The 14,742-nt window shown below is 41.7% G+C and carries 12 protein-coding genes, 1 tRNA gene and 1 rRNA gene; 2 read left to right on the forward strand and 12 right to left on the reverse strand.

Annotated features, from left to right (window positions below; genetic code table 11):
* Window positions 1-34 precede the first annotated feature (34 nt).
* The 12 genes from ACPPVU_RS05160 to ACPPVU_RS05215 all read right to left on the reverse strand — a co-directional run bounded on the left by ACPPVU_RS05160 (window position 35) and on the right by ACPPVU_RS05215 (window position 12,181).
* The gene (locus ACPPVU_RS05160; RefSeq protein ID WP_426670626.1) at window positions 35-847 is read right to left on the reverse strand and encodes an enoyl-ACP reductase FabI; all 813 of its coding nucleotides are present in this window, start codon (window positions 845-847) and stop codon (window positions 35-37) included.
* Window positions 848-1,079: 232 nt separating this feature from the next.
* The gene (locus tag ACPPVU_RS05165; RefSeq protein WP_426670627.1) at window positions 1,080-1,865 is read right to left on the reverse strand and encodes a serine aminopeptidase domain-containing protein; all 786 of its coding nucleotides are present in this window, start codon (window positions 1,863-1,865) and stop codon (window positions 1,080-1,082) included.
* A 25-nt stretch (window positions 1,866-1,890) separates the two neighbouring features.
* Window positions 1,891-3,567, reverse strand: a complete 1,677-nt coding sequence (gene recN, locus ACPPVU_RS05170) for a DNA repair protein RecN (protein ID WP_426670628.1) — start codon at window positions 3,565-3,567, stop codon at window positions 1,891-1,893.
* Window positions 3,568-3,659: 92 nt separating this feature from the next.
* Window positions 3,660-4,691, reverse strand: a complete 1,032-nt coding sequence (locus ACPPVU_RS05175) for an alpha/beta hydrolase (protein WP_426670629.1) — start codon at window positions 4,689-4,691, stop codon at window positions 3,660-3,662.
* Between the two features lie 153 nt (window positions 4,692-4,844).
* Window positions 4,845-6,923, reverse strand: coding sequence for a M56 family metallopeptidase (locus ACPPVU_RS05180; protein WP_426670630.1), 2,079 nt, complete (start codon window positions 6,921-6,923; stop codon window positions 4,845-4,847).
* Between the two features lie 101 nt (window positions 6,924-7,024).
* Complete coding sequence (locus ACPPVU_RS05185) at window positions 7,025-7,399, reverse strand: BlaI/MecI/CopY family transcriptional regulator (protein ID WP_426670631.1); 375 nt, start codon at window positions 7,397-7,399, stop codon at window positions 7,025-7,027.
* Window positions 7,400-7,734: 335 nt separating this feature from the next.
* Window positions 7,735-8,634: a DUF4835 family protein gene (locus ACPPVU_RS05190; RefSeq protein WP_426670632.1), complete on the reverse strand. Its 900-nt coding sequence runs from the start codon at window positions 8,632-8,634 to the stop codon at window positions 7,735-7,737.
* Window positions 8,631-9,266 (reverse strand): bifunctional phosphopantothenoylcysteine decarboxylase/phosphopantothenate--cysteine ligase CoaBC, encoded by a 636-nt coding sequence (coaBC, locus tag ACPPVU_RS05195; protein WP_426672179.1) that lies wholly within the window; start codon window positions 9,264-9,266, stop codon window positions 8,631-8,633. The genes ACPPVU_RS05190 and coaBC overlap by 4 nt, the downstream gene beginning before the upstream one ends.
* Before the next feature lie 11 nt (window positions 9,267-9,277).
* The gene (locus tag ACPPVU_RS05200) at window positions 9,278-9,832 is read right to left on the reverse strand and encodes a flavoprotein (protein ID WP_426670633.1); all 555 of its coding nucleotides are present in this window, start codon (window positions 9,830-9,832) and stop codon (window positions 9,278-9,280) included.
* Window positions 9,833-9,957: 125 nt separating this feature from the next.
* Complete coding sequence (locus ACPPVU_RS05205; RefSeq protein WP_426670634.1) at window positions 9,958-10,284, reverse strand: DNA-directed RNA polymerase subunit omega; 327 nt, start codon at window positions 10,282-10,284, stop codon at window positions 9,958-9,960.
* Between the two features lie 7 nt (window positions 10,285-10,291).
* On the reverse strand, window positions 10,292-11,221 hold the full coding sequence (locus ACPPVU_RS05210) for an outer membrane protein assembly factor BamD (RefSeq protein WP_426670635.1): 930 nt from the start codon (window positions 11,219-11,221) through the stop codon (window positions 10,292-10,294).
* A gap of 111 nt (window positions 11,222-11,332) precedes the next feature.
* Window positions 11,333-12,181: an NAD-dependent epimerase/dehydratase family protein gene (locus ACPPVU_RS05215; RefSeq protein WP_426670636.1), complete on the reverse strand. Its 849-nt coding sequence runs from the start codon at window positions 12,179-12,181 to the stop codon at window positions 11,333-11,335.
* A 684-nt stretch (window positions 12,182-12,865) separates the two neighbouring features.
* Here ACPPVU_RS05215 and ACPPVU_RS05220 point away from each other — a divergent pair.
* Both ACPPVU_RS05220 and ACPPVU_RS05225 read left to right on the forward strand, forming a co-directional pair.
* Window positions 12,866-14,387: ribosomal RNA gene (locus tag ACPPVU_RS05220) — 16S ribosomal RNA — on the forward strand.
* A 204-nt stretch (window positions 14,388-14,591) separates the two neighbouring features.
* Window positions 14,592-14,666: transfer RNA gene (locus ACPPVU_RS05225), tRNA-Ile, on the forward strand.
* Window positions 14,667-14,742: the final 76 nt, after the last annotated feature.

Here is a 14,742-nt window from a genome sequence, read left to right on the forward strand (position 1 = left end):
TCTCCGCCAACTGGCGGAGGAGATTTAGAGGGGTTTATTTCTCCATTTGCTCTATAACAGCTTGTGTTACTCCGGTAAAGGAGAAACCGCCATCATGAAATAGATTTTGCATCGTTACCATTTTGGTAAGGTCTGAGAACAGGCTTACACAATAGTCAGCACACTGATCAGCAGATGCATTACCAAGCGGACTCATTTTCTCAGCATAATTAATAAATCCATCAAAGCCTTTTACACCCGAACCTGCAGTAGTACGGGTTGGTGATTGCGATACCGTATTGATGCGGACATGCTTTTTGGTGCCATAATAATAACCGAAGCTGCGGGCAATGCTTTCTAAATAAGCTTTATTGTCAGCCATGTCATTATAATCAGGGAATACGCGTTGTGCAGCGATATAGGTAAGCGCCAGTACAGATCCCCATTCATTAATGGCATCCATTTTCATAGCGGTTTGTAATACCCTGTGCAAACTCAATGCAGATATATCCAATCCTTTATGAGTAAAATCATAATTGTTCTCAGTATAAGTAATGCCCTTGCGAACATTTACACTCATGCCTATAGAATGCAATACAAAATCAACACCGCCACCAAAATGTTCCATTGTTTTGGTAAACAAGTTAGTAATATCTTCATTGCTGGTTACATCAGCAGCAATAACGGGTGCATTGCACTCGGCAGCCAGGTTATTCAGTTCGCCCATGCGAAGTGCCAGCGGTGAGTTTGACAGAACGATTTCTGCGCCTTCCTGTACAGCTCGCTGCGCTACTTTCCAGGCGATCGAATTCTCATTCAATGCGCCAAAAATGATTCCCTTTTTGCCTTTTAATAAGTTGTAAGCCATTTTCCTTGGTTTTGTTGAGTTGGTAAAGTTATATATTAGTTTGCAGTTTTCTGTTTGCAGTTTGCATTTTCAATAACTGCCTGATTTCCGGCTCTTTTTCTGCAAACATCCCAATGAAAACTGCTAACTGTTTAGGAGCTCCTTGGCATTTTGCAAAACGCTTACTCCCGGTTTAGCGTCCCTTAGCAATTTCGATAGTCACATGACGCCGGGTTTATTTTCTATAAACAACCTACCGGGCACTGTTTAGAAAATCCATAATAAGTAAGTTTGTCTCTTTCTTCTGAGCTTGGGTACCCCTACCGCCCATATCATTGTGTATTGTATTTACCTTGACTATCTTTATTTTATACCTTTTCTGTTCTTCTGGCGCTGGTAGTACCCCGGCATCGGCCGGCTGGTCGCTCGAACGGATGGAAAATATTTTTGGATGATCCGCTCTAGGAATAGCTACCCGGCGATTATCCAGAGTGATCACCACTTTAGCAAAACTGGGGTATTCATTGGCAATCAGCATAGCCATGTCCCCACCGTTGGAGTGGCCCATTAATATAATATGATCATAATCTAACTGCGGATATTTCTTTTTGAGCTGATCAGTAACAAAAAAGATGCTCTTAACACCTCTGTCCCAAACGGCCCTTCTTAATTTATAAATATCCCCCAATCTTGGCAGCGTATCATCCGTAGGGAGATCATGCTGAATAACAATCACGAAATAGCCGTTGGCGGAAAGGTTAGTAGCGATATAGCCGTAATCAGTGCTTTTACTACCATAGCCTGGATTAAATATCACCAGTTTTTTCTTAATGTTACGCGGTGCCGAATTTACAACGTTATAGGTAGCTATTGGGATTACCCTGTTGCGTGAGCTGTCAATTAACGTAAGCGTATCTTTTTTTGTATAGAGATCTGTAATGCAGACACCGGAATTGGCGAAAGTTTCATTGGACCTCGCGTCAGCGCACTCCCAAAGCAATATGGAGATGAATAAAATAAAAAAGCGTTCAATTTTCATTGGATAAGGTATCAACTTAAAATAGTTAGGCTTTCAATAATTCCCTCGCATTCTGCAAAGCACTTTCGCCCGGTTTATCACCGCTCAGCATTTTAGCAATTTCCAAAACCCTTTCCTGTTTACTCAATTGCCTGATACGGGTATAGGTAACAGCGGCCTCGTTATCTTTATATACAAAGTAATGACTTTGCCCTTTGCTGGCGATCTGCGGCAGGTGTGTTATGGTGATCACCTGCAAGTTTTCAGCAAGGCGTTCCATGATCTGTCCTACTTTATTAGCCACTTCGCCCGATACACCTGCATCGATCTCATCAAAAATAATGGTAGGTAATGCGGTATATTTTGCAATAAGCGATTTGATGGAAAGCATCAGCCTTGAAAGCTCACCCCCTGAGGCTACTTTACTCATTTCGGCAAGTGTATGTCCTTTGTTTGCTGAGAAAAGGAAACGAACCAGGTCCGTACCGTTAGCCCCCAAACCCCCTGAAGGGGAGTTATGTCCTGGCGTTTGGTTTTGTTCAATTTTTAGGATTGAATTATCCATGCCCATTTCGGAAAGGGACTGAATTACTTGTTTCTCTATGTCAGGGATAGCTTTTGCGCGGTTTGCGGATAACTTAGAGGCCAAATTTTCAAGCTCCTGCTTTTCGGCGGCGATTTGTTTTTGCAGCTTTTCTATTTCTTCATCACCAAAAAGTGCCTGCTGTATTTTTGTGGATAGCTCACCCTGCAATTGTAGCAATTCGGCGTTAGTATTTACATGGTGCTTTTTTTGCAGATTGTAGGTGAGGCTTAAACGATCACTAACTTCGGCAGCCCTGGCCTCGTTGGTATGCGTATGTTGCTCCAGGGTCTCAATTTCTGCCGCAATATCCTTCAGTTCAATTAATGTGCTTTTCAGTCTTTCATGCAATTCTGCAATTAATGGATTGAATTTCTCCAATGATGACAGATGGTGCGTAGCCTCACGTAATTGTATCAACGCCGATGTTTCGCCCTCCTGCATCAAATAAGAAGCGCCTAACAAGTTACGTTTTATTTCTTCGGCATTATTAAGTGTATAAAGTTCCTGCTCCAATCTTTCTTGTTCATCCTCTATCAAATTCGCCTTCTCCAGTTCATCAAACTGGAACTGATAATAATCCAGGTCAGACTTTGCTTTATCACTTTCACTGATCAGTTGCTGTAATTTGGCCGCAGCTTTCTTATAAGCTTTAAATTTAGACTGATAATCCGTTAAGAGGTTTCCATGCCCTGCTACCGAATCAACCACCAGCAACTGGAACTCCGGGTCGTTAATTTCCAAAGTAGCATGTTGCGAATGGATATCGATCAGTTTTTCACCTATGGCTTTAATTACATTCAGGGTGACTGGCGTGTCATTAACAAAAGCCCTTGATTTTCCATCGGCAGATATTTCACGCCTTAAAATGGTCTCGGCCTCATAATCCAGTTCATTATCCTCAAAAAAAGATTTCAGGTGAAAATCAGAAATGGTAAATATTCCCTCTATCACACATTTTTTTTGCTGATTAAAAAAATAACGGCTTTCGGCACGCTGACCTAATATCAACGACAGTGCACCCAATATAATGGACTTACCTGCACCGGTTTCGCCGGTCAAAATATTAAGGCCATCGCCAAAGCTTATTTCCAGATTATCAATTAAGGCGTAGTTGTTTATTACGAGCTTTTGAAGCATAAAAAAGTATCCGTTTTGAGGATACTAAATTACGGTTTTAGTTGATTAAGTTGGATTGGGTTTAGTAAGTTGATTGAGTTATGGATTAACTACTATAAACGGCTATCAGTTTTGTAAGCACCGATCACCTGCCTAATGGCATCAATAACTAACGCAGGGTCATCCAAATGAATATTGTGGCCACTATTGTTATCAAAAATTATCTTGCTATTGGTGGATAAGTGAGCCAGGTCTCTTTGTAATTGTATACGCTCACTTTCAAGTACAGCCGAATCAGCCAAGCCCGAATAGCCGCCGTTACCACGTGATAGCACTACTAATGGGATATTATCCAGCATATATTCCGGCTTCCCCTTGTTTGCATACATATCTGCCACATCCTCGGGCGACCAGTTCATCTCGTTACCCCCTGCTTTGCGGTATGCCGGCTGTGATTGTGCCCATATCTGCATTTTCTGATCATTTACTGATAACTTATTCAAAGGCGGTTCGATAGTTGTGTCCAATTTTACCACCTGTGGGGTATCGGGTGTACTATTCTGTTTTGTTTTATTTTGTGGTTCTGGTGCATGCTCTCCTTTGGCCCATTCGCGGATACGCATAGGTTTATTATTTATGATGATCCTTGAGTCCTCATTAAGAGCATCGACCAAAACAACCCCGGCAATTTCATTTTTATAGAACCGCGCAAATGAGCGTACCAGGAAGCCGCCGTAGGATTGACCCACTAAAATGTATGGTCCGCTTATCCCCGCATTGCGTAAAGCAGTGTGTAACTCATAAGCTATTTGCCTGCCTGACCGGGGAAGTGGTCCCGCCTCGCTCCAGGCATAGCCCGCCCTGTCATAAGATACCGTGGTCACAGTTTCCGAAACCTCGGGCTGAACCAGATCCCAGATAAATGAAAAATCACCGCTTCCGTTTTCAAATACAACTACGGGTTTGCCTTTTCCCATCACGTGGATATGTAATAAATGACCTCCAGCATCAACCAGTTTCCCGGTCGGCGGATATGGAACCGATTGGCCATAACTAATAAATGTTGATCCTGATAAGATCAACAAAACCAGCATTAATGTTGAATGCCATCTTTTCTGTGTACACAGCGGATCTTTTGAGCTCATTATCAGTATGTTTATATTAATAAGATGTAATAAACAGGGAATAGGTTACATCTGATTACAAATTTTAATGGAAAGAAAAAAGCGCCCTTATGGACGCTATTTTTTTACTATTTGCAGATTTTAACTAATTACTGATCGCCAATCAACTAATCACTAATTATCACTGTCTGTATCTGGTTTCTCTGGCTTTTCCGGAGCTTCAGGTTTATTTATTTCTGGTTTTTCCGGAGCCTCAGGTTTATTTATCTCTGGTTTCTCTGGTGCCTCAGGTTTTTCCGGAGCCTCAAAGTCATAATGATAATTGAAGTTCATAGCTTCTCTTCTCATCTGCTGCATACGTGCTTTAAATTGAGGCGACTTCATATAAGCTTGCATTTTTGCGCTGGCCTTGCGTAATTCCTCTTGTGCTCTTCTTAATTCAGGACTATTTTGGTAAGCACGCATTTGTTCGCTCAGCTTTCTCACCGCTTCCTTAGTCTGTTCCATAGCCGGACTGTGATATGCCTTTCTTATGCTATCACCCAGCATACGCATATCTTCTTGTGCCTTGTGGGATTCAGGGGAATCGTAACGCTGACGAATTTGCTCGCCCAATTTCTTCATTTCCTCTTCGCGTTCTTTTTCTGCCGACGAAATATGCGATTTTAGCTCTTCCTGGTACTTCTTATAGTTTTCGCTTTGATAAAAATCATCATCTTTTGAATAATTGCGATCATGCGGAATGCCATATTTCTTTTCCAGTTCCGTATTCAGCTTTTTAAACTCAGGAGTGCTGTAATATTTGCCTACCTCACCGCCCAGTTCACCCATGCGCCTGCTTATCCTGGCCGTTTCGCCGTTCTCGCCCCAGTTTTTACCGAAATCAGCCGCTAATTTTTCTTGTTTTAGCTGCAATTCCTTCATGGCAGGATTGTTGTCAAGATCTTCCATTGATTTATTTTCCAGTTCCATTTGTTGGGTTAACTTTTGGAACTCCGGACTGTTATAATATTTGCCGATAGCTTCACCGTATTTACCCACTTCTGCTGAAAGCCTTTCCAGTTCAGCATCATTATAATTAATGTCGCCACTATAGTAATCCCCTTTGTGAGTAGCCTTTGCAGCAGGCTTTTTAGTTGCAGCCACTTTATGATGAGTAGTTGCGGCTTTCTTTTTTACCGTGTCAGTGAATAGTTCACTAATAGCGTTAGGCTTTATTTTGTTGAAAGATATTTTGCCGTTCGCGATGGTTGGGTTTAACCATGCGAGGCCTGTAACGCTTGCTGTAAGCAAGGCTATAGCGAGTAATATATGGCGTGTGTTGCCAATGGGTTTCTTAGTTTTCATGATACGTTCAATTCGATTTAATAAATGATACTTTTTGCCCGTGGCTGCCAGCGCAAGCTGCCATTCCTGCCGACGGGTCTGTTCTAATTTCAATAGTGCATGCGCATACACCAAAGGTTTTTTAGAGGCCTCTATTACAATATCATCGCAGCTGTTTTCCCTTTCGTGGTTAATAACGCGATTAATTAATTGTGCAAATGGATTGAAAAACAACATTACCGACATCGCCTGTTGTGCCAGGTTAATAAGGTAATCGTTGCGTTTAATGTGTGCCAGCTCATGGAGAATAATTATCTCGATCTCCTCGGCGGACAAATAGGTAGATAAGGTAAAAGGTAACAATATAACCGGTTTAAAATAACCCATCATACAAGGGGCATCAACCAGTTTACTTAAACCGAACCGCACTTTATCGGTGATGTTCAGCATCGATACAAACTGATCTACCTTCAGTTGCATCTGTACATCAATACTCATCGTTTGCCTGATGTGATTGATCTTTTTACGGGCCCATACTAACTGACCTGTATTAAAGATGAATCCTATTATATATACTATAGTAATATAAGGCAACAGCCATTCTATAGTGTAATTGTATCTCTCGCTAAAGGTTGCATCATGTGTCAGGTGCAGAGGCAGCCCGAAAGCAACAGGTACAATATCTTTATTATGGGTATTTATAGCAACCCAGGTATGCATATTAAATTCGTTTGAAAGGGTATACACAAACCATACTGTGATCCACACTAACGCGGTTATGGCAACATTATGCTTTGTAGCTGATGATAACTGTGGGAACAGCAATATAATCAGCCGTAATCCCAGGTATACAAATAGCCCCTGCCATAATGAGTGGATAATAGCAACTCCTATTACCTGGCTTATGTTATAGAGTATGGTTTGCATTTTGTTTAAATTCTAATCTTTTAAAACTCTAAATCCTAATTTCTAAGGCTGTTCAACTTGGCCTAACTAATCACTGATCTCTAATCTCTGATCACTAGTCGCTAACCTCTACCCCCAAATTGATCCAGATATTTCTTAATTGCATCTATCTCATCTTTTGATGCCTTATGATGTCCTAAAGCCTGTATTACCAGATCAGAGGTCGAGCCTTCAAATACAGTAGACAGTATTTTATCCAGAGCACTGCTTTGCGCTTTTTCCTGGGTATAGTGTGCCTTGTATATATGCGTTTTAGAAGTGGTATCGCGCTCAACTAATCCTTTCTCATCCATTATCTGCATCAGCTTTAAAGTAGTTGTATAACCGGCACCTTTGGTTTTCGCCAATTCTTCATGCACATCTCTTACGGTGGCTTGTCCCATTTTCCATAATACCTGTAGTATCTCTAACTCGCTTTCTGTTGGTTTGCTTTCCATGTTCTTAATCTATATACGAATAACTTCGTACAAATATCTACGACAAATTTCGTAAATGCAAATATTTTCTGATCTTTTTTATTTTATTATTTACGATACAAACAAAAGACGCTGAGGATCAGGGTTTCGTTACAAAAAATTTTAAGAAAAGGGAGGGGCTTCTATGCCTTAGAATGTGAAGCTTAGAATTTAAAATTTAGGATTTAGAGCTTAGAATTTAGGGTTTAGAATTTAGAATTTAGGGTTTAGAATTTAGAATTTAGGGTTTAGAATTTAGAATTTAGGGTTTAGGGTTTAGAATTTAGAATTTAGGGTTTAGATTTTAGACTTTCCCCTTAATTCGCTTTTATCCCCTGGTATTTAGTACCATTTGCAGGATCAACTTGTGACAGGATAGTAATGGCGTCGGTTTTTTCTTTTGAATCCGCCTTGCTGAAAATGGAAACCAACTCATCACTTTTGGCTGTGAAGAATATCGTCGGGAGCATAGCTCCAATACGCTGGTTATCTACTTGTGTTAGCGATGGTAGTATATCAGCAATAAATTTGCGGCCTTTTGAAGAGTTGTCAGCCATTTGGTCGAGCCCGTTTCGGTGATAATCGTAAACAAACGCCCGTAAGGGAACATATGCTCTGTTATTTAAGTTTTCTGATAACCAATAACGATTGATGTTACCGTCAAAAGCCTTCCACCCCTTGTAGCCGCCGCTTGATGAAGCATTGATCACTACGGTCTGCGCAGCCTGGAAATATGAGCTACCGCCAAATCTCGAAAAACTATCGTAATCCATACCCAAAACAATGTAAGCATAAAATGCCATTACCGAAGCCAGGTTACTTGTAAATGTTTGGTCGCTATAATCGATGGTCTGACCTTCGGCGTAGGTAAAATCGAAATCCTTATCGTTAAGATTTAGCAAAGGCGTAGTGTAGGTCGAATTAAAAACCGGTCTGCTTGATTGCACCTGCAGCTCACCACTGAAATTGCTGTTACCGTCCCAATTGGTTAAGTTCAATACAAAATTGCAATCGATCCTTTCTGCAGGGAGGATATTGTCAGGGCTCCATTTATGGCCATTCAGAAAATCCCTCATAGCTGTCTCCAGCGACTGAAAGATATGTGTATTACTGGTTTTAATTTTACCGCTGATGACTTTTACCCGCGCGTTCAAATCCTGTGCCGAGGCTGAACAGCCTAAACAGAACAGTAAAACATAAATAGCCAGTTTCTTCATGTGTTTATTAGTTCAGCAACTTTATTACAAATATCCGTAGCTACCTCGTTCTTGTCTTTTAGATCAAACACAGTCTTTTGCAGCTTATGGTCAATGATCGTTATTTTGTTAGTATCAGTCCTAAAACCGGCACCTTTATCATTAAGCGAGTTTAGTACAATAAAGTCGAGATTCTTCTTCTTTAGCTTTTCAACGGCATTGTCCTCCTCATTGTTCGTTTCCAACGCAAAACCTACTAATATTTGTCCATTACTTTTTTGCTCACCCAGCGTTTTTAAAATGTCTGTTGTCTTTTTAAGTTCGATATTCAGATCAGTATCCTGCTTCTTTATCTTTTGTGCCGATACTGTAACCGGTGTAAAATCAGCCACAGCGGCGCACATGATACAGGCTTTTGAATTTTTATAATGCTGCAGGCAGGCATCCAGCATTTCGGCTGCGGATGTTACGTCAATACGTTTTACACTTGGTTGATGACTTTTCTGAGCTGTTGGCCCGGCAATAAGGGTAACATCTGCACCCATTGCAGCTAACTGGTCCGCAATAGCAAAACCCATTTTGCCGGACGAATGGTTGCCAATAAAGCGCACCGGATCGATGGCCTCATAAGTAGGTCCGGCCGTAACCAGTATCTTCTGATTAACTAAAGGGAGTTTTTTTTTATTTCTGTCGTCAAAAAATCGACGATCTCCTCAGGCTCTGCCATGCGTCCTTCACCATATAAACCGCTTGCCAGTTCACCCTTACCAGGCGGGATCAATATATTACCGTAGGATTGCAGCTGTTGTATATTTTGCTGTGTCGCCGGATGTTTCCACATATCCAGATCCATAGCCGGCGCAAAGTAGACCGGGCATTTAGCAGATAGGTATACTGCAGTAAGTAGATTATCACTTTGCCCGTTCGCCATTTTTGAGAGCGTATTGGCGCTTGCAGGGGCTACCAGAAAAATATCAGCCCATAAACCCAACTCCACATGGTTATTCCATTCGCCATTAACGGAGTTAAAGTACTCAACCAATACAGGTTTTTTGGAAAGGGTCGATAAAGTTAAAGGTGTAATAAAGCTGGTGGCATCCGGTGTCATCACCACCTGTACATTGGCACCGGCTTTTATGAGCAGGCGTACAAGCAGAGCTGATTTATATGCTGCTATGCTACCACAAATACCTAAAACAATGTTTTTATTCTGAAGCATGCCCCCTAACCCCCTGAAGGGGGAATTGTAAATTTAAAAAGTTAAAAGTAACAAAAAAAACTCCCCATTGGGGAGTTTTTTATATCAGAACCCTTTTCTTCCTCCCCTTCAGGGGGACGGGCGGTTTATTCTTTGTTTGGGTTACGATAATAGATCTTATCTTCCAAAAATTCCTGTACCGCTACTAATGACGGTTTTGGTAATTTTTCGTAATGTTTAGAGATCTCTATTTGCTCGCGGTTTTCAAAAATTTCTTCCAGGTTATCATTTGATGAAGCAAACTCTGAAAGTTTTTGGTGCAGTTCTTCCTTCACGTTATTAGAAATCTGGTTTGCCCTTTTTGACATAATCACGATCGATTCATAAATATTATCGGTCTTTATATCCAGGTCGCGCAAATCACGTGTTACGGTGCTGCTTGCTACAGTCGATTTATTTACAGGATTGTTCATATCAATTTTAATTTGGTATTTTTTTATTAAGATCTATTTTTATTGATGGGGGTTGACCCGTTACTGTGTCTTTTTTAGCAAGGCGGCGCGCCAGGTTTACATCATTTGCTTGTTCTTCTAATTGTCTTTTAGCAGATGCTATACCTTGTTCGCTGTTCTTTTTGTAATAAAGCGCATCATTCTTGAATTTGCTTGATGGATATTTATCTGCAAATTGCTGCTGATAAGATAAAGTCTGGGTATAACGGTCTACCTGCGTATAAACTCTGCTATGTTCAGCATATAAATATTGTGCTTTAATAGTAAGAAAATCTACTTCCTCAGCATATTTGGTATCCGGATAATCACGTAACTCGTTACCAAATGCTATAACGGCAGCATAGTAATCGCCAATAGTTAAATATAGCTTAGCATTTTCAAATGCTTTTCTTTCCAGTTTATCGCGCAGGTTTTGAATCAGTTTACCAGCCTCTGCGACACGTTCGCTTTTTGGATACAAGTTGATAAACAATTGCAGTGTCTCAATAGCCTTGGTTGTATTCTCCTGGTCGAGCGAATAAATCGGCGAATCAAGATAATAACAATATGCCTCCATAAAGCGGCACTCTTCTGCCCTTGCACTTTGAGGGTAGGTATCAGAAAAAGTTTTAAAGTGATATCTCGCCGAAGTATAGTCCTTCAGGTTATAGTTTGCATAAGCATAGTAATAGTAAAGGTCTTCCGCCTGGGCCTGCCCGCGATAACGCTGTACCAATGTTTCAAATAATTCAAGTGCCTTGCTGTATTGCTTTTTATTATAGAAAGCCAACGCAGCCTGGTATTTTTTGGCATTGTCGTTACTTGCTTTTAGTTTCTCAAATTTGCTTTTACAACTTACAGCCGCTATAATAAATAGAATTAAAAGGCCGGATAATATAGCACGTTGTTTTTTAAACATTTTGCAAAGATATGGTAATAATATAAATCAGTCAATTATTTATTTATCAGCGAATATAGATGGGTTAAATTATATGCCGATACTGGTATACCTTTATTTAACATCTTTTAACTATTCTTTATTATATAATAGGTATTCAAAAGTGTAAATTGGTTGATAACCTAAACAAATCTTTGCTTTTTCAGTAACATATACCCGGTCGATACTTGCCGGAAACTTCCAGCCTTTGGTTTTATATATTTCGGCTGCATCCGGATAGTGCTTTAATATGACTGGTTCGGGATTGTGCTTAATAGTATTAAGTTCTTCCCTATTAAATGGTGAACCACTTGATATATTAAAGATCTCAAATTTGTTAAATGTGATGCCTAATGCCAGCCGAAGTGCTTCGGCTCCATCTCTTTCATCCAGCCCGCGGTATAGCCGGTGATTTATTTTCAGATTATCGTCTTCGGGCAAAAATCTGGCAACGCGGTATACCGATGCTTGCAACCCTTCCTTATAAAAGAAGTCCCTGCATAACTGCTCTGCTGTTTGTTTGGTTATATCATATATATCACGTGGCTGTTCCCTTAGCGATTCATCTACCCAAACTGCTTTTTCAGCATCAACCAAAGCGTCTCCATATATAGATGTAGTACTTGTAAACAGAAACTTAGGAATGCCATTCTTGATACAGGCGTTAAGCAAATTCAGCGTACCTATAATATTGGTATCGATAAACGTTTCCCGTGGGTACTTCAGCTCATAATGTTTACCGTGTATTGCGGCGGTATGTATAATAGCATCATATCCGCGACAAGCTGCCATTATAGCTTCTTTATTTTTCAGGTCGATCAATTCATCCGTCGTGTCTGATGGAATGATATCTATACCATATATAGTATGACCGTGCGTTTTTAAAAGTTTAGCTGTAACCGATCCTAATTGCCCTGATGAGCCGGTAACTAATATTTTCATGCCGACTCAAATTTATCTAATATATAGGTTTAACGGTTGTTTTATTTAGCAGGAGTGGGGAAGAATATTTTAATTGAAATTTTTTCCTGCTGATTTGCAAAGTGTTATCAGTACACTAATGCTTTTTCTTAAGCAAGCATTTGCAGAATCCAAAAGTCTGCATACCTTTGCAGCCCGCAAACGAAGGAGCGGAAAGTTCTGAGAAGTGTTGGAGAAGAGAGGCAGAGGGGGTTTGAGAAGGAGAAAAGAGAGAAAGATAACCCTGCGCCGGGACTTATAAAAATAAAAAAAATAAGTTTTGGAAAGTAGAAAAAGGTTTCTACCTTTGCAGTCCCAAAACGAACAGGGAAAAAAGCCGGAAGCGACTTCTGGTTTGAAGATTGAAAAAGTGATTGCGAAAGCAATAACGAAGATAAAAAAAAGTTCCGAACCGCGAGGCGAGGAGCGCAAGTTCTTTAGAAGGTGAATAAATAATTATGAGACGCAGCGAGACGGAATCTGCTAACGCAGATGAAGTCAGAAGAGTTTTTTAAAGACGAGATAGAAAGGCGTAATACTGTATAAAGATACAAAGGGAAGCGCAAGGAGCGAGGTGGCAACACCAACCGCCGACCGCCGACCGAAATACAGATTATAAAATGATTCTATTGAGTAAATAGGGTCAGTAATCAAACAAAACATTATACAATGGAGAGTTTGATCCTGGCTCAGGATGAACGCTAGCGGCAGGCCTAATACATGCAAGTCGGACGGGATTGGAGAGCTTGCTTTCCATGAGAGTGGCGCACGGGTGCGTAACACGTATGTAACCTACCCATATCAGGGGGATAGCCTCTCGAAAGAGAGATTAAGCCCGCATAAAATCACACACTGGCATCAGTAAATGATCAAATATTTATAGGATATGGATGGGCATGCGGAACATTAGCTAGTTGGTAAGGTAACGGCTTACCAAGGCTACGATGTTTAGGGGATCTGAGAGGATGACCCCCCACACTGGTACTGAGACACGGACCAGACTCCTACGGGAGGCAGCAGTAAGGAATATTGGTCAATGGGCGCAAGCCTGAACCAGCCATGCCGCGTGCAGGAAGACGGCCCTACGGGTTGTAAACTGCTTTTATACGGGAATAAACCTACTTACGTGTAAGTAGCTGAATGTACTGTAAGAATAAGGATCGGCTAACTCCGTGCCAGCAGCCGCGGTAATACGGAGGATCCAAGCGTTATCCGGATTTATTGGGTTTAAAGGGTGCGTAGGCGGCCAATTAAGTCAGGGGTGAAAGACGGTAGCTTAACTATCGCAGTGCCTTTGATACTGATTGGCTTGAATGTACTTGAGGTAGGCGGAATGTGACAAGTAGCGGTGAAATGCATAGATATGTCACAGAACACCAATTGCGAAGGCAGCTTACTAAAGTATGATTGACGCTGAGGCACGAAAGCGTGGGGATCAAACAGGATTAGATACCCTGGTAGTCCACGCCCTAAACGATGAACACTCGATGTTGGCGATATACGGTCAGCGTCTAAGCGAAAGCGTTAAGTGTTCCACCTGGGGAGTACGCCCGCAAGGGTGAAACTCAAAGGAATTGACGGGGGCCCGCACAAGCGGAGGAGCATGTGGTTTAATTCGATGATACGCGAGGAACCTTACCCGGGCTTGAAAGTTAGTGAATAGAGCAGAGACGCTCTAGTCCTTCGGGACACGAAACTAGGTGCTGCATGGCTGTCGTCAGCTCGTGCCGTGAGGTGTTGGGTTAAGTCCCGCAACGAGCGCAACCCCTGTGAATAGTTGCCAGCACGTAAAGGTGGGGACTCTATTCAGACTGCCTACGCAAGTAGAGAGGAAGGAGGGGACGACGTCAAGTCATCATGGCCCTTACGTCCGGGGCTACACACGTGCTACAATGGCCGGTACAGAGGGCAGCGACCTGGCAACAGGAAGCCAATCTCAAAAAGCCGGTCACAGTTCGGATCGGGGTCTGCAACTCGACCCCGTGAAGTTGGATTCGCTAGTAATCGCAGATCAGCAATGCTGCGGTGAATACGTTCCCGGGCCTTGTACACACCGCCCGTCAAGCCATGGAAGCTGGAAGTGCCTGAAGTGCGTAACCGTAAGGAGCGTCCTAGGGTAAAGTCGGTAACTGGGGCTAAGTCGTAACAAGGTAGCCGTACCGGAAGGTGTGGCTGGAATACCTCCTTTCTGGAGCAGTATTACCCTTATCTTGTCATAAAAACAGCAAGCTGTTCTCATAATTATCACCTTTTATTTAAGCATTAAGAAAAACCCAAAAGATGAAGCCATCAGGGTGCCTGAACGAAAAGAAGCAGGGACACAGTTGGCAGTAGCAGTTGGCAGTAGCAGTTTAATCTGATAACTGCAAACTAGGAACTGCAAACTATAAAGAGTCCCGTAGCTCAGTTTGGTTAGAGCACTACACTGATAATGTAGGGGTCAGCAGTTCAAATCTGCTCGGGACTACAGCATTAAGTAGCGGTAGCAGTGAAAAGTAGCAGTAAGATGCTGCCACTGCAACTAAAAACTGCCACTTAAAAAA

Origin of the sequence: Mucilaginibacter sp. McL0603 (assembly GCF_049992945.1) — a bacterium.
GTDB lineage: Bacteria > Bacteroidota > Bacteroidia > Sphingobacteriales > Sphingobacteriaceae > Mucilaginibacter.

Excerpts from the sequence above, each read along its gene's own strand:
- ACPPVU_RS05175 (WP_426670629.1), bottom strand. The coding sequence starts at position 4,691 with ATGAGCTCAAAAGATCCGCTGTGTACACAGAAAAGATGGCATTCAACA.
- recN (WP_426670628.1), bottom strand. The coding sequence starts at position 3,567 with ATGCTTCAAAAGCTCGTAATAAACAACTACGCCTTAATTGATAATCTG.
- ACPPVU_RS05210 (WP_426670635.1), bottom strand. The coding sequence starts at position 11,221 with ATGTTTAAAAAACAACGTGCTATATTATCCGGCCTTTTAATTCTATTT.
- ACPPVU_RS05215 (WP_426670636.1), bottom strand. The coding sequence starts at position 12,181 with ATGAAAATATTAGTTACCGGCTCATCAGGGCAATTAGGATCGGTTACA.
- ACPPVU_RS05190 (WP_426670632.1), bottom strand. The coding sequence starts at position 8,634 with ATGAAGAAACTGGCTATTTATGTTTTACTGTTCTGTTTAGGCTGTTCA.
- ACPPVU_RS05180 (WP_426670630.1), bottom strand. The coding sequence starts at position 6,923 with ATGCAAACCATACTCTATAACATAAGCCAGGTAATAGGAGTTGCTATT.
- ACPPVU_RS05160 (WP_426670626.1), bottom strand. The coding sequence starts at position 847 with ATGGCTTACAACTTATTAAAAGGCAAAAAGGGAATCATTTTTGGCGCA.
- ACPPVU_RS05205 (WP_426670634.1), bottom strand. The coding sequence starts at position 10,284 with ATGAACAATCCTGTAAATAAATCGACTGTAGCAAGCAGCACCGTAACA.
- ACPPVU_RS05165 (WP_426670627.1), bottom strand. The coding sequence starts at position 1,865 with ATGAAAATTGAACGCTTTTTTATTTTATTCATCTCCATATTGCTTTGG.
- ACPPVU_RS05185 (WP_426670631.1), bottom strand. The coding sequence starts at position 7,399 with ATGGAAAGCAAACCAACAGAAAGCGAGTTAGAGATACTACAGGTATTA.
- ACPPVU_RS05200 (WP_426670633.1), bottom strand. The coding sequence starts at position 9,832 with ATGCTTCAGAATAAAAACATTGTTTTAGGTATTTGTGGTAGCATAGCA.